This is a genomic window from Enterobacter sp. BNK-8, assembly GCF_048685095.1.
In the GTDB taxonomy this organism is placed as follows: domain Bacteria; phylum Pseudomonadota; class Gammaproteobacteria; order Enterobacterales; family Enterobacteriaceae; genus Enterobacter; species Enterobacter quasiroggenkampii.
Map to the genome: position 1 here is coordinate 3,647,478 of NZ_JBLQTN010000001.1, position 17,035 is coordinate 3,664,512.

Annotated in this window: 16 protein-coding genes; 5 read left to right on the plus strand and 11 right to left on the minus strand. The window is 59.3% G+C overall.

Translation table 11 applies throughout. The features are described from left to right. Window positions 1-18: 18 nt before the first annotated feature. A complete protein-coding gene (gene dkgA, locus ACMGGU_RS17535; RefSeq protein WP_045909968.1) occupies window positions 19-846 on the plus strand; it encodes a 2,5-didehydrogluconate reductase DkgA in 828 nt (275 codons plus the stop codon). 41 nt (window positions 847-887) lie between these two features. Here dkgA and ACMGGU_RS17540 read toward each other — a convergent pair whose 3' ends face one another. The 6 genes from ACMGGU_RS17540 to ACMGGU_RS17565 all read right to left on the minus strand — a co-directional run bounded on the left by ACMGGU_RS17540 (window position 888) and on the right by ACMGGU_RS17565 (window position 8,861). Next, complete coding sequence (locus ACMGGU_RS17540) at window positions 888-1,289, minus strand: carboxypeptidase-like regulatory domain-containing protein (RefSeq protein WP_045909969.1); 402 nt, start codon at window positions 1,287-1,289, stop codon at window positions 888-890. A 115-nt stretch (window positions 1,290-1,404) separates the two neighbouring features. Continuing rightward, complete coding sequence (locus tag ACMGGU_RS17545) at window positions 1,405-3,579, minus strand: YgiQ family radical SAM protein (protein WP_045909970.1); 2,175 nt, start codon at window positions 3,577-3,579, stop codon at window positions 1,405-1,407. A gap of 131 nt (window positions 3,580-3,710) precedes the next feature. Beyond that, entirely contained in the window at window positions 3,711-5,123 is a 1,413-nt protein-coding gene (gene ftsP, locus ACMGGU_RS17550; protein ID WP_045909971.1) for a cell division protein FtsP, read from the minus strand. 58 nt (window positions 5,124-5,181) lie between these two features. Then, window positions 5,182-5,919, minus strand: a complete 738-nt coding sequence (plsC, locus tag ACMGGU_RS17555; protein ID WP_024906505.1) for a 1-acylglycerol-3-phosphate O-acyltransferase — start codon at window positions 5,917-5,919, stop codon at window positions 5,182-5,184. A 163-nt stretch (window positions 5,920-6,082) separates the two neighbouring features. Then, the gene (gene parC / locus ACMGGU_RS17560; RefSeq protein ID WP_045909972.1) at window positions 6,083-8,341 is read right to left on the minus strand and encodes a DNA topoisomerase IV subunit A; all 2,259 of its coding nucleotides are present in this window, start codon (window positions 8,339-8,341) and stop codon (window positions 6,083-6,085) included. A 118-nt stretch (window positions 8,342-8,459) separates the two neighbouring features. Further along, entirely contained in the window at window positions 8,460-8,861 is a 402-nt protein-coding gene (locus ACMGGU_RS17565) for a YgiW/YdeI family stress tolerance OB fold protein (RefSeq protein ID WP_023344926.1), read from the minus strand. A 138-nt stretch (window positions 8,862-8,999) separates the two neighbouring features. On the opposite strand from ACMGGU_RS17565, the gene qseB reads away from it, so the two are divergent. From qseB to ACMGGU_RS17585, 4 genes are all read left to right on the plus strand, one after another. After that, window positions 9,000-9,659 (plus strand): quorum sensing response regulator transcription factor QseB, encoded by a 660-nt coding sequence (gene qseB, locus ACMGGU_RS17570; protein WP_023326078.1) that lies wholly within the window; start codon window positions 9,000-9,002, stop codon window positions 9,657-9,659. Then, a complete protein-coding gene (gene qseC / locus ACMGGU_RS17575; RefSeq protein ID WP_219288541.1) occupies window positions 9,656-11,005 on the plus strand; it encodes a quorum sensing histidine kinase QseC in 1,350 nt (449 codons plus the stop codon). Before qseB ends, qseC begins: the two co-directional genes overlap by 4 nt. A gap of 105 nt (window positions 11,006-11,110) precedes the next feature. Continuing rightward, window positions 11,111-11,692, plus strand: coding sequence for an NAD(P)H-dependent oxidoreductase (locus ACMGGU_RS17580; RefSeq protein WP_024906501.1), 582 nt, complete (start codon window positions 11,111-11,113; stop codon window positions 11,690-11,692). 31 nt (window positions 11,693-11,723) lie between these two features. Continuing rightward, the gene (locus ACMGGU_RS17585; protein WP_008502984.1) at window positions 11,724-12,038 is read left to right on the plus strand and encodes a putative quinol monooxygenase; all 315 of its coding nucleotides are present in this window, start codon (window positions 11,724-11,726) and stop codon (window positions 12,036-12,038) included. 96 nt (window positions 12,039-12,134) lie between these two features. On the opposite strand, the gene ACMGGU_RS17590 is transcribed toward ACMGGU_RS17585, so the two are convergent. The 5 genes from ACMGGU_RS17590 to ACMGGU_RS17610 are packed head-to-tail and all read right to left on the minus strand — an operon-like array spanning window position 12,135 to window position 16,808. Continuing rightward, window positions 12,135-13,022: a MurR/RpiR family transcriptional regulator gene (locus ACMGGU_RS17590; protein WP_039025548.1), complete on the minus strand. Its 888-nt coding sequence runs from the start codon at window positions 13,020-13,022 to the stop codon at window positions 12,135-12,137. Further along, window positions 13,019-13,969, minus strand: coding sequence for an iron-siderophore ABC transporter substrate-binding protein (locus tag ACMGGU_RS17595; RefSeq protein ID WP_111967520.1), 951 nt, complete (start codon window positions 13,967-13,969; stop codon window positions 13,019-13,021). Before ACMGGU_RS17595 ends, ACMGGU_RS17590 begins: the two co-directional genes overlap by 4 nt. A gap of 9 nt (window positions 13,970-13,978) precedes the next feature. Next, window positions 13,979-15,019 (minus strand): FecCD family ABC transporter permease, encoded by a 1,041-nt coding sequence (locus tag ACMGGU_RS17600; protein WP_032675504.1) that lies wholly within the window; start codon window positions 15,017-15,019, stop codon window positions 13,979-13,981. Further along, window positions 15,016-15,999 carry a FecCD family ABC transporter permease gene (locus tag ACMGGU_RS17605; protein ID WP_420300775.1) on the minus strand — a complete coding sequence of 328 codons (984 nt, stop codon included), beginning with the start codon at window positions 15,997-15,999 and terminating at the stop codon, window positions 15,016-15,018. The genes ACMGGU_RS17600 and ACMGGU_RS17605 overlap by 4 nt, the downstream gene beginning before the upstream one ends. After that, window positions 15,996-16,808, minus strand: a complete 813-nt coding sequence (locus tag ACMGGU_RS17610) for an ABC transporter ATP-binding protein (protein ID WP_420300776.1) — start codon at window positions 16,806-16,808, stop codon at window positions 15,996-15,998. Before ACMGGU_RS17610 ends, ACMGGU_RS17605 begins: the two co-directional genes overlap by 4 nt. Window positions 16,809-17,035: the final 227 nt, after the last annotated feature.

Here is a 17,035-nt window from a genome sequence, read left to right on the forward strand (position 1 = left end):
GCACCTGAAGGAGGAAAAATGGCAAACCAAACCGTAATCAAGCTGCAGGACGGCAACGTGATGCCCCAGTTGGGGCTAGGTGTATGGAAAGCCGGTAACGACGAGGTCGTCTCCGCCATTCATAAAGCCCTGGAAGTCGGCTACCGGTCGATTGACACCGCCGCCGCGTACAAAAACGAGGACGGCGTAGGTACCGCACTGGCCAGCGCCGGTGTCCCTCGCGATGAGTTGTTCATCACCACGAAACTGTGGAATGACGATCAAAAGCGTCCCCGCGAAGCCCTGCAGGAGAGCCTGGAGAAACTCCAGCTCGATTTCGTCGACCTGTATCTGATGCACTGGCCGGTTCCGGCCATCGACCATTACGTTGATGCCTGGAAAGGGATGATTGAACTGCAGAAAGAGGGGCTGGTGAAAAGTATCGGCGTCTGTAACTTCCAGGTTCATCACCTGCAGCGGCTGATTGACGAGACGGGCGTCGCGCCTGTCATTAACCAGATCGAGCTGCACCCGCTGCTGCAGCAGCGGCAGCTTCATGCCTGGAACGCCACGCATAAAATCCAGACCGAGTCCTGGAGTCCGCTGGCGCAGGGTGGCCAGGGCGTGTTCGATCAAAAAATTATCCGTGAACTGGCGGATAAATACGGCAAAAGCCCGGCGCAAATCGTCATTCGCTGGCATCTGGACAACGGCCTGGTGGTGATCCCGAAATCGGTCACGCCATCGCGCATCGCCGAGAACTTCGACGTCTGGGATTTCCGGCTGGACAAAGATGAGCTGGGCGAGATTGCGAAGCTGGATAAGGGCAAGCGTTTAGGGCCGGACCCGGATCAGTTTGGCGGATAATACTTAAAACGAGCCCGGTCTTCCGCCGGGCTCGTTTTAATTTATAAACCGGACTGACATCTCGCTTCTCCGGGAAGATCAGGTAATGTGCAAATAACGTTGTACGCTTTCCCTTCCAGTTTATGTGGCCCACCGAGACCGCCGCCTACTTCTGCACGATATTCCTTTCCGTTGACGCTTATCTGGAGCGGGGTGTGATAAATCCAGTCCATCGGACCTATTGGCAGAAAAAAGATCCACTCATGCTGGCTCTGAAAAGCAAAACGACCGTTGTCGTCAGAAAGCGTTTGCTCCCTCTCTAATGTTATTTTAGCGCCCGGGACTGGCTTACCTGCGCTGTCGATTAGACGTCCTTCCACTTCTGGCTGTGTCTGGCGGTGCATTACACAACCGCATAACGTAAGGCCAATCAGCATCGCTCCTGTTAACTTCCTAATTTTCATTTTGGGCCTCCTACCCTTATGCAGAAAAAAGCCGGGTGGCGGCTGCGCCTTACCCGGCCTACGCGCTGACCTGTAGGCCCGGTAAGCGCCAGCGCCACCGGGCTTTGTTACAGGTTTAACCGATCTTACGTTTTACGTTCTTCTTCATTCCCGCTCCACCGTTCGAACGCTGATGCACAATCGGCGTGTGCTTGGTCAGCGCCGGGCGCGTATTGCGGTTCTGGCGACGCGCTTCGCGCATCTCCTCCAGCGTCGGGGCCGGTACCAGACAGTCGCGGCGCGAGCCGATCAGGTGTTTTTTACCCATCTCTTCCAGCGCCTGGCGGATCAGCGGCCAGTTTTTCGGATCGTGGTAACGCAGCAGCGCCTTGTGCAGACGACGCTGTTTATCCCCTTTCGGCACCACCACCTCTTCACTCTTGTAGCCAATCTTACTCAGCGGGTTCTTGCCGGTGTAATACATGGTCGTCGAGTTGGCGAGCGGTGACGGATAGAAGTTCTGCACCTGATCCAGGCGGAAGCGGCGCTGCTTCAGCCACAGCGCCAGATTGACCATGTCCTCATCACGCGTGCCGGGGTGCGCTGAGATGAAGTACGGGATCAGATACTGCTCTTTGCCCGCCTGCTTCGAGTAGGTGTCGAACAGTTCTTTAAAGCGGTCGTAGCTGCCCATGCCCGGCTTCATCATCTTCGACAGCGGGCCTTCTTCGGTATGCTCCGGCGCAATCTTCAGATAGCCGCCGACGTGGTGCGTCGCCAGCTCTTTGATGTAGCGCGGATCTTCCACGGCAATGTCATAACGTACCCCGGACGCGATGAGGATCTTCTTGATGCCTTTCAGATCGCGCGCGCGTCGGTAGAGGTTAATCGTTGGCTCGTGGTTGGTATCCATGTGCTCGCAAATGCTCGGATAGACGCAGGAGAGACGGCGGCAGGTTTGCTCCGCGCGCGGCGACTTGCAGCGCAGCATATACATGTTCGCGGTTGGACCGCCAAGATCGGAAATCACACCGGTAAAGCCCGGCACCGTGTCGCGAATGGCTTCGATCTCGTTGATGATCGACTCTTCCGAACGGCTCTGAATGATGCGCCCCTCGTGCTCGGTAATGGAGCAGAAGGAGCACCCGCCGAAGCAGCCGCGCATGATGTTGATCGAGAAGCGGATCATCTCATACGCCGGGATACGGGCGTTGCCGTACGCCGGGTGCGGCACGCGCTTGTACGGCAGCGCAAAGACGCTGTCCATCTCTTCGGTGGAGAGCGGGATGGCCGGCGGGTTGATCCAGATAAAGCGCTCGCCGTGCTTCTGCATCAGCGCGCGGGCGCAGCCCGGGTTGGTTTCATGGTGCAGAATACGGGACGCATGGGCGTAGAGCACCTTGTCGGCTTTCACCTTCTCATAGGACGGCAGCAGCACGTAGGTCTTTTCCCATGGCTTCGGGCGCGGCGGCTGCACGACGATAGCCTTCGCTTCCGCTTTCTTTGGCTCTACCGGTTTGTTATCCGCACACGGCAGATCGTCGCCATACGGGTGTGGGATCGGGTCGATTTTGCCCGGCATATCGATGATGCGGGAATCCACGCCGCGCCAGCCCGGCAGCGCCTCTTTTACCATGATCGCGGTATTGCGCACGTCGCGGATGCTGCTCACCGGCTCGCCCTGTGACAGACGGTGCGCCACTTCCACCAGCGGACGCTCGCCGTTTCCGTAAATCAGCATGTCGGCTTTGGAATCCACCAGCACCGAGCGGCGCACGGTATCAGACCAGTAATCGTAGTGCGCGGTACGGCGCAGGCTCGCCTCAATACCACCCAGGATCACCGGCACGTCTTTCCAGGCTTCTTTGCAGCGCTGGGTATAGACGAGGGTCGCGCGGTCCGGACGTTTGCCCGCCACGTTATCCGGCGTGTAGGCGTCGTCATGACGAAGCTTACGGTCGGCGGTATAGCGGTTGATCATCGAGTCCATGTTACCTGCGGTCACGCCGAAGAACAGGTTGGGTTTACCCAGACGCATAAAGTCGTCTTTGCTGTTCCAGTCAGGCTGGGAGATGATCCCCACACGGAAGCCCTGCGCTTCAAGCATACGGCCACAGATGGCCATGCCGAAGCTCGGGTGGTCAACGTAGGCATCGCCCGTGACCAGAATGATGTCGCAGCTGTCCCAGCCCAGTTGGTCCATCTCTTCCCGGGACATCGGCAGGAACGGCGCCGGTCCAAAGCAGGCCGCCCAGTACTGGGGCCAGGAGAAGAGGTCACGATCCGGCTGGATCAGGGAAATTGCGCTCATAATGCTTCCGAAGAAAAAATAGACAAAAGGGCGGGGATTATACGCTGGATCATTGTGGGAAATGAAGGGGTATTATGCGGGCTGTTGCCCTCACCCCAACCCTCTCCCACAGGGAGAGGGAGAAAAGCAATTTACGGCGCCGGGTTGACCAGCATTTGACCCACCGACCCCCTGTCCATCATCTCCAGCGTCTGGCTGTGGAACAGGAACGGGAAGTGCGGCCACGAAGGCTGGCCGTAGTAGACGAGCAGCTCAACCTGGCCGTCCACCCAGACGGTATCTTTCCAGCCGCGATCTTCCGGGAACGGCATCGCGCCGTTGACGTTGCGGATCAGGAACGACACCCCTTCAATATGGAACGACTGCGGCATATCTGAACGCACCGTCCAGCGCTCCCAGGTGCCCTGCTGCGCGGTGATATCAATGCGGTTGACGTCCCACAGCGCGCCGTTGATGCCCGGGTCGTCGCCCAGGCTGATATCACGGCTGCGCACCGGCGAGCCGCTCATGATCTCCTGCGGCAGCAGACGCATGGGCAGGCTATCGGTCACCAGCGGCAGCAGGCCGGTTGGACGCAGGGTCAACACCAGGGTGGAGACAAGTATGCTCGACGGTTCAAAGAACCCGCGAATACGGTCGACAATGCTGGCCGCTTCACCGCAGGTGACAGACACTTCATCCCCGTTGGTCATATCAATGAGAATTTCGCGACGCTCACCCGGCGCGAGCGCCAGCTGTTTGACGGACACCGGCGCCGGTAAAAAGCCCTGATCGCCGGAGATCACGTGCAGCGGACGGCCATCGCTCATCTGCAGCTGATAGCGGCGCGAGTTAGACGCGTTGAGCAGGCGCAGGCGCACCCAGCCACGGGACACTTCGACATACGGGCTCTGCGCGCCGTTAACCAGCAGCGTATCGCCGACGAAGCCACCGCTGCCCGGCTCGCTGTATTCCGGCGTGCCGAAATTATCCAGACGTTTGTCCTGGATGATAATCGGGAAGTCATCCACGCCGTAGTGGTTCGGGATCGGCAGGGATTTGCTGACTTCATCTTCCACCAGCCACATGCCGGCCAGGCCGTTATAGACCTGCTGCGCCGTGCGGTTAGGCGTGTTGGCGTGATACCACAGGGTTGCCGCACTCTGGCGAATCGGCAGAACGGGCGCCCAGTCGGCGCTGGGTGACATCATGCGCGCCGCGCCGCCAATCAGCGGGCCAGGCACCTGCAGGCCGCTGATGGTCATGGCGACATTTTCAGGGGTACGATTACTGTAGATGAGCTTAACGTCATCGCCATTCCACACGCGTATGGTCGGCCCAAGGTAACGTCCGTTAATGCCCCAGACCGGCGCACGCGTCCCCTGGGTAAAGGACCAGTGGCTGCGCTGCAGCGTCAGGAAAAGCGGCTGACCGCGACGGGATTCAATGAGTGGCGGAATAGGCAGCGGCTGTTGCTGCCCGGCGGCGCTGGCTGTCAGCGGCATCGCACCCGCACAAAGGGCGATCCCCGAAGCCTGAATAAACTGACGCCGACTTAGTGACATATAAGCTCCATCTGAAACGACTAACAACGCGGGAATTCGTTTTCCCTTCAACGCCGGATTAAATCTTACCGGCGGCTTCTCTCTCTGCGACTTCTTTGTCGAGCAGCGCAATATGCTCAGCCATCAGATCACGGCAGTGCGCGGCCAACTCGCGCACCTGATCTTTACCGTATTTGCTGGTATCGACGGGTGGCAGCATTTCGACAATCACCAGCCCGTTATTCAGGCGGTTAAGATTAATCTTATTCGAAGTATTGGAAACGCACACAGGAATAATTGGAACACCTGCCGCAATTGCGGCATGAAACGCACCGGTTTTAAACGGCAGCAGGCCGCGGCCACGGCTGCGCGTCCCTTCCGGGAACATCCAGATTGAAATTTTGCGCTTTTTAAAATGATTCACCACTTCTGCAATGGTGCTGTGCGCTTTTGCACGGTTATTACGGTCAATCAGCAGGTTACCAGTAAGCCAGTACAGCTGACCAAAAAACGGGATCCATAGCAGGCTTTTTTTGCCCACCGTCACGGTCGGTGGAAGCACGATATTAGAGGCCGTCACCATATCGTAGTTGTTCTGATGGTTGGCGATATAGATGGCGTTACCGAAATTCTCCGCCCCTTCCGGCAGACGTTTTTCAACTTTCAGACCAAACAGCGGCGCAAGGCGCCCGAACATATGGCCAAAGGTGGCGACATGCTTCGGATTACGCGGGCTGAACAGGCAATAAATAGAGCCGAAAATACAGACCAGAATGCAGTAGATAACGGTAAGAATAAGACGAACAATATATAGCATAGCGACCTCTGAAGCCCTAACAGCTGACAATTATACTTCACCTGTGGCCAGGTAAGGACTTTATTACGAGCGCGTATTGTTAATCGCAACGCACGAATTAACAACGATTTTACGGGAAATTTTATTGAAATTCCCCCTCCGGACAGAGGGGGATATCACGACATTACTCTTCGCTGTCACCCGCAGCGCTGCGTGCAGGAGAGTCTATCTCCACGCGATCGATACGCTGCAGACCGCGCATCAGCGAGCCGCGGCGACCGCGCTCACCCACCACCTTCTGCAGCTCTTCCGGACGAAGCTTGATTTTGCGCTTGCCGACGTGAATGGTCAGGGTGCTCTGCGGCGGCAGCAGGAAGAGGTGCGCCAGGCCATCTTCGCCTTTCGCGGCCTCCGCCGACGGGATGTTGATGATCTTGTTGCCCTTGCCTTTTGACAGCTCAGGCAGATCGCTGACCGGGAACATAAGCATGCGTCCGGCGGTGGTGATCGCCAGCAGCATGTCGCTTTCGTTCTCGATCACCAGCGGTGCCATCACGTGAGCGTTGTCCGGCAGGCTAATCAGCGCCTTACCGGCACGGTTGCGGGAAACCAGATCGTTGAAGGTACAGATAAAGCCGTAGCCCGCATCAGACGCCAGCAGCAACTTCTGGTCATCGGCTTCCATCAGCATATGGTCAACCGTCGCGCCCGGCGGCAGCGTCAGCTTGCCTGTAAGCGGCTCGCCCTGCCCACGCGCGGAAGGCAGCGTGATCGGGTCAATGGCGTAACTGCGCCCGGTGGAGTCGATAAACGCCACCGGCTGGTTGCTCTTGCCTTTCACCGCCGCTTTGAAGCTGTCGCCCGCTTTGTAGCTGAGCCCCGGCGCGTCGATATCGTGGCCTTTCGCGCTGCGCACCCAGCCGCTCTGCGACAGGACAATGGTCACCGGCTCGGACGGCTGCATGTCGTGCTCGTTCATCGCCTTCGCTTCTTCGCGCTCGTGCAGCGGAGAACGACGGTCGTCGCCAAACGCGTCGGCATCGGCCTGCAGCTCTTTCTTCAGCAGGGTGTTCATCTTGCGTTCGGACGCGAGGATCGCCTGCAGCTGATCGCGCTCTTTTTCCAGCTCGTTCTGCTCGCCGCGGATCTTCATCTCTTCCAGTTTGGCGAGATGGCGCAGCTTCAGTTCAAGGATCGCTTCGGCCTGGGTTTCGCTGATGCCAAAGCGCGACATCAGGGCGGGCTTCGGCTCGTCCTCGGTACGGATGATCTCAATCACCTCGTCGATATTGAGGAACGCCACCAGCAAACCTTCAAGGATATGCAGGCGCTTAAGCACTTTCTCGAGACGATGGTTCAGACGACGGCGTACCGTATCGCGGCGGAACGTCAGCCATTCGGTGAGGATCTCCAGCAGGTTTTTCACCGCCGGGCGTCCGTCGAGGCCGATCATGTTCAGGTTGATGCGGTAGCTTTTTTCCAGATCGGTGGTGGCAAACAGGTGGTTCATCACCTGCTCCATGTCCACGCGGTTGGAGCGCGGCACAATCACCAGACGGGTCGGGTTCTCGTGGTCAGATTCGTCGCGCAGGTCATCCACCATCGGCAGCTTTTTATTGCGCATCTGGGAGGCGATCTGCTCCAGCACTTTGGCACCGGAAACCTGATGCGGCAGCGCGGTGATGACCACGGCGCCGTCTTCTTTATTCCACACCGCACGCATGCGTACGGAGCCGCGACCGTTCTGGTAGATTTTGCGGATTTCCGCGCGCGAGGTGATGATTTCGGCTTCGGTCGGGAAATCCGGACCCTGCACGATATCCAGCAGATCGTCGAGGGAGGCTTTCGGCTGCTCAATCAGGGTGATGGCGGCTTTCGCCACTTCACGCAGGTTGTGCGGCGGAATGTCCGTCGCCATACCGACCGCAATCCCGGTGGTGCCATTCAGCAGGATGTTCGGCAGACGCGCAGGCAGCATCTTCGGCTCCTGCAGCGTACCGTCGAAGTTCGGTACCCAGTCAACGGTCCCCTGCCCCAGCTCGCCCAGCAGCACTTCGGCATACTTAGAGAGGCGGGATTCGGTATAACGCATCGCCGCGAAGGATTTCGGATCGTCCGGCGCACCCCAGTTCCCCTGACCATCCACCAGCGGGTAGCGGTAAGAGAACGGCTGGGCCATCAGCACCATCGCTTCATAACAGGCGCTGTCGCCGTGCGGATGGTATTTACCCAGCACGTCACCGACGGTACGGGCGGATTTCTTGAACTTGGCGGTGGCGTTCAGCCCCAGTTCGGACATCGCATACACGATGCGGCGCTGAACGGGCTTCAGGCCATCCCCGATAAACGGCAACGCCCTGTCCATGATGACGTACATGGAGTAGTTCAGGTAGGCGTTTTCCGTGAATTCATGTAGCGCGAGGCGCTCTGCCATATCGCTCATTACGTGTGATTCCTCAACTCAGAAACCGAAGGGTTTCAGGCAATATTGCCGCAGATACTACCCTATCTGACGAGTTGAGTCACAAAGAAAAAGGGCCGCTTATGCGGCCCTTTCCGGGTTATTTGTTCAGCTTAATGACCTGCTTCACGTCGATTTCAAAATCGTTCCACTCTTTATCGACCTTGCCCTGGATTTCCACTTTATCCTGAGGGGTGACGGTCACGCCGTTCCAGCGCTTGTGGTCAATTTCCACGTTCACCGTGCCGGTCTCATCGCGGAAGGTATAGCGGTCATCGGACAGGCGCTGGGTGATGTTCCCGCGCAGCTTCACCCAGCTGTCGTCCTTCATCTCTTTTACCTTCACCGCGGTGGTGAGGTTGGCGTCGTTATCGACAAAACCGCCTGCCTGCGTTTGGGTCTGGGTCTGTGCGGCAGACGGGCCGTTAAATCCGCCCTGCGCGGCAAAAACGGGGGCAGTGGTCATCATCATGATGGCGGCAATAGCAGCGAATTTTTTCATATTAACTCTCCCTTTAATCTGGTTTCGCAGTCCATTAAACAGGGTAATCCTTAACAACTTCTTAAGGGAAAAATTTATTTATTATTGCTGTACAGCAGGCACTTACAGAGGGTTTACTGACGGCATCAAGGAGGGAATATGCGCATTTTACTGGTAGAAGACGACACGTTAATCGGCGACGGTATCAGGGCGGGTTTAAGCAAAATGGGCTTTAGCGTGGACTGGTTTACCGACGGTAAAACCGGTCAGGCCGCGCTCGCGTCTGCGCCCTATGATGCCGTGGTGCTGGATCTGACGCTGCCGGAAATCGACGGTCTGGACATCCTGCGCGCGTGGCGCGAAAGCGGGCGCAGCGAGCCGGTATTGATCCTGACCGCGCGGGATGCGCTTAACCAGCGCGTGGAGGGGCTGCGTCTTGGCGCGGATGATTATCTCTGCAAGCCGTTCGCGCTGATTGAAGTGGGCGCCCGCCTTGAGGCGCTGGTCCGCCGCAGCCACGGCCAGACGCATAGCGAGCTACGCCACGGCAAGGTCACGCTCGATCCGACCCGACTCGTCGCCACGCTGGACGGTGAACCGCTGACGTTGAAGCCGAAAGAGTTCGCGCTGCTGGAACTGCTGATGCGCAACGCAGGCCGCGTGCTCCCTCGCAAGACGATTGAGGAAAAACTGTATACCTGGGATGACGACGTCTCCAGCAACGCGGTAGAAGTCCACGTTCATCACCTGCGCCGCAAGCTTGGCAGCGAGTTTATCCGCACCGTGCACGGCATCGGCTATACCCTGGGTGACGCATGAAGCTGACGCAACGCCTGAGCCTGAAGCTGCGCCTGACGCTCCTCTTTTTAGCGCTCTCCCTGACGGCATGGTTTGCCGCCAGCCTGGTGGCCTGGCAGCAGACCACCCACAAGCTGGATAAGCTCTTCGACACGCAGCAGATGCTGTTTGCCAAACGGCTGCTGACGATGGATCTTGACGAGATCCGCGCCCCCGAACGGATGCGCGAGATCCCGAAAAAAGTGAAGCATGGCCGTCTCGATGACGACGCGCTGGCTTTCGCCATTTACGCCGTCGACGGCAAAATGCTGCTGAACGACGGCGAGAACGGGCGCGATATTCCGTATCACTATCGCCGCGACGGGTTTGCTAACGGGCAGCTCCAGGACGACAACGACGAATGGCGTTTCCTGTGGCTGACCTCACCCGACGGGAAGTACCGCGTGGTGGTCGGTCAGGAGTGGGAGTACCGCCAGGATATGGCGCTGGACGTGGTCAGCTCGCAGCTCACGCCCTGGCTGGTAGCGCTGCCCGTGATGCTGCTCTTGCTGATTCTCCTCCTGAGCCGGGAGCTGAGGCCGCTGAAAAAGCTGGCGCAGACCCTGCGCTCCCGCTCGCCGGATGCGACCGAGGCGCTTGTACTTCAGGGCGTCCCCACGGAAGTGCGCCCTTTGCTCGACTCGCTGAATCACCTCTTCGCGCGTACCCAGGAGATGATGACGCGCGAGCGCCGCTTTACGTCCGACGCGGCCCACGAGCTGCGTAGCCCACTGGCGGCCCTGAAGGTGCAAACTGACGTGGCGCAGCTCTCGCAGGACGATCCGCAGGCGCGGGAAAGAGCGCTGGCGCAGCTGCATGCGGGAATCGACCGCGCTTCCCGGCTGGTGGACCAACTCCTCACGCTGTCGCGTCTGGACTCGCTGGACAACCTGGACGATGTCGAACCGATAACGCTTGCCGATTTACTGCAGTCGGCGGTGCTGGATATCTGGCATCCGGCGCAGCAGGCAGGGATTGATATTCGCCTCAACAACCATGCCCCGCAGGTCAAGCGTCAGGGACAGCCCCTGCTGCTCAGCCTGCTGGTGCGCAACCTGCTGGACAATGCCATCCGCTACAGTCCGCGCGGCAGCGTGGTGGACGTTACGCTGGACGCGCGTAGCTTTAGCGTGCGCGACAACGGTCCCGGCGTTGACCCCGAGGTGCTGGCACGCATCGGCGAGCGTTTTTATCGTCCACCGGGCCAGAACGCCACGGGCAGCGGGCTGGGACTCTCTATCGTCAGGCGCATTGCCGCGCTGCACGGAATGCGCGTCTCGCTGAGCAATGCGGCGGAAGGCGGCTTTGAGGTGAAGGTCAGCTGGTAACGGATTATTGCATCTCCAGCAAAAGACTTTGCACATTTTGCTCATTTTTCCGCTCCGTCCTCGCGCGTAGAATACCCGGCATACTCTCATCGTCGAGGACAAAAAATGAGCAACATTCTGATTATTAACGGTGCAAAAGAATTTGCGCACTCTAAAGGCCAGCTGAATGACACCCTGACCGAGGTCGCGGATGGTTTCCTGCGCGACGCCGGGCATGATGTTAAGGTCGTGCGTGCAGACAGCAACTACGACGTGAAAGCCGAAGTGCAGAACTTCCTGTGGGCTGACGTGGTGATCTGGCAGATGCCAGGCTGGTGGATGGGCGCGCCGTGGACCGTGAAAAAATACATGGACGACGTGTTCACGGAAGGTCATGGCTCTCTGTATGCCAGCGATGGCCGCACCCGCTCTGACGCGTCCAAAAAATACGGTTCAGGCGGCCTGATTCAGGGCAAAAAATATATGCTGTCACTGACCTGGAACGCCCCGCTGGAAGCCTTCACCGAGAAAGATCAGTTCTTCGAAGGCGTGGGCGTGGACGGCGCGTACCTGCCGTTCCACAAGGCGAATCAGTTCCTGGGTATGGATCCGCTGCCGACCTTTATCGTCAACGACGTGATTAAAATGCCTGATGTCCCGAGCTATATCGCAGAATATCGCAAGCATCTCGCGAAAATTTTTGCTTAACTGGTAGCCTGGAATTAAAGGAGTAGTAAACATGCTTACCGTTATCGCAGAAATCCGTACTCGTCCAGGTCAACATCACCGCCAGGCGGTGCTGGATCAGTTCGCGAAAATTATCCCGACCGTACTGAAAGAAGAAGGCTGCCACGGCTACGCGCCGATGGTGGATGCCGCCACTGACGCCAGCTTCCAGGCAACCGCGCCAGACTCAATCATCATGGTTGAGCAGTGGGAAACCGTCGCGCATCTTGAAGCGCATCTGCAGACCGCGCACATGAAAGCGTGGAGCGACGCGGTGAAGGGCGACGTGCTGGAAACCCACATCCGCATCCTGGAGCAAGGGGTTTAAGTTCGTGGAATTTGCCGGGTGGCACTGCGTTTACCCGGACTACAAAACCTGAACCGTAGGCCCGGTAAGCGCTAGCGCCACCGGGCTTTGTTGTTTTTAGCTGCTTTTCTTCCCCGGTTTTAACCCGCGATGGAGCTCGTTGATGCGCTTCATGGACTTAATGGTGCGCTGCGGCTCGGTGGAGGCGACGGACAAAATGATCATCTCCAGACAGAGCAGCACCGTGCCGTGGAGCGGGATTTTGCCCTTTTCGCCACCGCGCGGAACGTGGATCACCACGCTGGCCTCCTTACTGAAACGCGAATCAAGGGCGTTAGTCAGCAGGATGGTGGGAATGCCCAGACGCTTTGCTTCACGCAGGGTGGTTTGCCCCTCCCGGTGCGCAGATTTCTGCGCCATCATCACCAGCACGTCGCCGCGCTGAAGCGCAATCAGCTGTTCAGCAAGCCCGATCCCGGTACGGTTGAGCGGCGTAGCGGGTAACCCCATACGGCTGAACAGCCTGGCGGTGTACTCCGCCAGAATGCCGGAGGCGCCAATGCCAAATATGGCGACCTGCCTTGCCTGTGCCAGCAGTGAGACCGCCTGCGCCATCGCGTAGCGGTTGTGGGGCTCGGATAACACCTCGCAGGTGTGCTGATGTCCCTCCAGCACGAAATCAATGCTCGCGTTGACGTCGCTGGCGAGCGTGTTCACCGTGGTGGACATCTTTTCGCTGGAGGTGACCACCGGTCCAAACCACTGCTCCAGCGTCTGCTTGAGATCGCGCAGCCCGGCGAAACCCAGCGCCTGTATGGCGCGGACCACCGTGGCATCCGAGGTTTTCACTACGGCAGCAATCTCCATGGCGGTCTGCTCCATCACCGCCTCGCGGTTGTCATGGATATAGCGTGCAACCTGCAGCAGACGCGGCGTCAGCTGATGCGCCCGCGCGCGAAAGCGGTCGCCATAGACATCCACGCGCCCTTTCTCTTTGCGGATCACCGTGACGCCTCCGGCAGCGGACGCCCGGCAATCTGCGACTGCACCTGCGCGGCCATCAGCCCTAATGACGCGAACGAATTCGAGATCGCCTCTTCACGCGAGATCAGCACGTAGTGCCCGGTTCGGCAGGCAGTCAGGAACTGACACCAGCCCGGCATTACCGCCTCCATTGCCGCCAGCTCGTCCTGCGGTTTACCACCCGTATCCCCGCGCCAGGTCGCGAAGACGAAATCGGCATCCAGCTCCGGCAGGCGCTCGGCGCTGACGTCGATGCGCCCTCCGTCCGGGATGGACTCAATCAGTGGCGGGAATTTGAATCCGGCGTCGCGCAGCACGCGGCCCAGCGAGTGGTAGCTGTGCATGGCGTTGATTTTCCCCTGATTGGCCTGAATCACCGACACGGTGATTTTGCGCGTGTCGATGGTCGCCTTCAGCGCCTTGATTTGCTCCTGATAGCGGCGTTCCAGAATGTTTAGCCTTGCCTGCGTGCCCGTGAGCTGCGCCAGCTTGCGGTAGATTTCCGGCGCGCCGCCGTCGAGATGATCGATGCTCACCGTCGGGGCAATTTTCGCCAGCTGTTCCACCGGGGTGTTGCGGGTCGGCTCGGTAACGATCAGGTCAGGTTTTGCGGCGGCGATGGCTTCGATGTCGATATCGGCCGTGCCGATAAATTTGATATCGGAATTATCGAAGTCGACGCCGGTTAACATGCCGCTGGAGCGCAGAAAGTGGCTACCGTCCGGGCGCGTGCGGCCATGGCTCGCCACCGGCGGCACGCCAAGCTCAATCAGCGGAATGGTGATATCCAGATCGTGTAAGGAAACAATCCGCTTCGGATGAACCGGCACAACGACCTTGCGTCCCAGATCGTCGGTAAATACCTGCGTCGGCTCCGCCGCGCTCACCGCGAACCCCACCAGCAACAGCATCGAAAACAGTACGCGCATCATAGTCCCCTAAAATCTGTCCCGACGCTGCCAGAGCAGCAGCAGGAAAAACGGTCCGCCAATCAATGAAATCACAATTCCCGCCGGCAGCTGCAGCGGGAGGAATGCCAGACGTCCGACGTTATCCGCCAGCAGCACCAGCAGCGCCCCCAGCACGGCGCTTCCCGTCAGGAGCGCGGTTTGCCCACCGCGCAGCAGCAGGCGCGCCATGTGCGGGGCAATCAGCCCCACGAAGCCAATACTGCCCACGCAGGAGACGCAGGCCGCAGTCAGCACCACCGGAGCGAGAACCCGCAGCAGCGCCAGCCGGGTTGTGCGCACGCCAAGGCCCGTAGCGGCCTGATTGCCGAGCAACGCCACGTCCGCGGCCCGGGCGGTAAACAGCAGCAGCGCAAACGCGGGGGCGGCCCAGAGTGCGGCCAGGCCCACCAGCGTCCAGTTTGCCGCATGCAGGCTTCCCGCCAGCCACAGCATCGCCGTCTGCACGTCACGCACGTCGGCGGTGGTCATAAAGACGCCCATCGCCGCGGCAAACGCCCACGACACGCCGATGCCGATCAGGATGAACCGCGGGCGCGAGATATCGCGCGCCAGGACGATCACCAGCAGCGCGGTGAGCAGCCCACCGGCCATGCCGACCAGCGGACGCCAGGCCAGGCTCAGCGCCGGGAACTGAAAAATCAGCAGCAGTACCGCCGCGCTACAGCCCTCCTTCACGCCGATAAGCCCCGGGTCAGCCAGACCGTTGCGGGTGATGGACTGCATCGCCGCCCCCGCCATGCCGAGCATCGCGCCGCACAGCACCGCCATCAGCAGGCGCGGCAGGCGGATATCCATCACGACGTAGCGCGTCTCCGTCGTCAGACTTTCAGGCGAAAACAGCGCGCGCCCGATGGCGGAGGTTGGAATGGGCAGAGAACCGTGCGTCAGGCCAAAGCCCAGCAGGCTTAGCGCCGCCAGCGCGAAAAGCGACAGGTACGCCAGCGCTTTCGGGCGAATCAGCGCCGACAGGTGGCCAACGCGGATCGCACGGAGTCCGGCCCGGTTCATTTGAACGTCCTCGACGCCATAAAGATGAACACGGGCGCGCCGACCAGGGCCGTCATGATGCCGGTTGCCAGCTCCCAGGGGGTAAACAGCGTGCGGGCAGCGATATCCGCCAGCAGCAACACCAGCGCGCCGCACAGGGCCGACAGCGGCACCATCACGCGCAAATCGACCGACACCAGACGGCGGATGAGCTGCGGCACCACAAGGCCGATAAAGCCAATCGGTCCGGCGAGGGAGACGGCCGCGCCGCAGAGCAGCGCGATGGCCAGCAGGGCAAGAAGGCGGGTTTTCAGCAGCGACACGCCAAGCCCCTGCGCCATTCTGTCGCCCAGCGTCAGCATGTTGAGCGAGGGCGACAGCCCGATAGCAAGAATAAAACCGGCTGCTGCAGCCCACAGGGCACTCTGGAGCATCTGCGCGTTGACCCCGGCGATATCACCTGCCAGCCAGGTGCGCAGAGAGAGTAGCGTCTGTTCATCCAGGATTAACACCGCGGCGGTAATCGACGAGGCAAACGCCGACATCGCCACGCCGCACAGGGTGACCTTCATCGGCGTGAGCCCGGTGCGGCCGGTCGAGGAGAACATCAGCACCAGCAGAAACAGCGCGGCGGCACCGACGGCGGCAATCAGCGGGCGACCAAACGGCAGCGAAAGCCCAAGCGCGCTGGCGATCACCACCGCCAGCGCTGCCCCGGCGTTGAGCCCCAGAATATGTGGCTCGCCGAGCGGGTTGCGGATCACGGACTGCAGCAGCACGCCCGCCACGCCGAGCGCGGCGCCTGTCACCATTGCGGCGCAGAGGCGCAGCAGCCGTAGTCTGATGATGATGTTATGGTCGAAATTGCGCGGATCGAAGTGAAAGAATGCCTCGACTACCGTTCGGGGAGGGATAAACCGCGCCCCGATGCCAAGATGCACAATCGCGCCCAGCGCCAGCAGCAATGTAAAAATCAGGAAGACGAGAGAAGCGCGCATCATGGGTGTTCAAGGCTCTGGCGAAACGGCATAAAGAACGGTTTGCCGGTCAAGGGGTTGATGGACATATGCACGTCCACATCAAACACCGCTTTGATCAGCTCCGGCGTGCAGGCGTCGCCTTCATGTAACACCCCCTCGACTTTCCCCTGGCGTAAAAAGACCAGTGAATCACCGTAGTTCACGGCAAAGTTGAGATCGTGCAGCACCACCACGACGGTACGCCCGTGCTCACGCGTCAGCGTATGCAGAAGCTCGAGGATCTCCACCTGATAGCGAAGATCGAGGTACGTCGTCGGCTCGTCAAGCAGGATATACGGCGTTTGCTGCGCCAGCGCCATGGCGATCCAGCAGCGCTGACGCTGGCCGCCGGATAAGCTTTCCACCGGCATATGGGCAAACTCTGCCGTGCCGGTCAGCCGCAGGGCCTCTTCCACCGCCCGCTCGTCCTCGTCGCTCCACTGGCGCATAACGTTTTGCCAGGGAAAGCGCCCGCGCGAGACCAGCTCAAAAACGGTTAACCCTTCCGGCAGCAGCGGCGACTGCGGGAGAATGCCAAGCTGACGGGCGACCGCTTTGGTAGGCTGCTCATGAATGGCTTTACCGTCCAGCAGCGCCGTTCCCCCAATCGGCTGCAGCAGCCGCGCGATAGTGCTCAACAGCGTGGATTTTCCACAGCCGTTCGCCCCGACCAGCACCGTCATTTTCTGCTGAGGGATCGCAAAGGAGATATCATCAACGATGATTTTTTTCTGATAGCCCGCAGAGAGGTTCTCCAGAACCAGACCCGGTTTGTGTGTGTTGTGAGCCACGTGAACGCCAACGTAATGAAAAACCAACAAATAAAAATAAAACTCATTCTCTTTTGAGAGTTTGACGCCGCACCATGTAGTAGTCAAGCGAAGAAACACCCTGAAAAAACCAGGGTCAAACCTGAGAAAAAATGAATCCAGCAAGGCTGATAAAAACATTTATTTCAAAGAGTTAAATATCAACCCGCTGCGCTTACGCACGCGGTTAACTGCTGTAGTCTATTTTT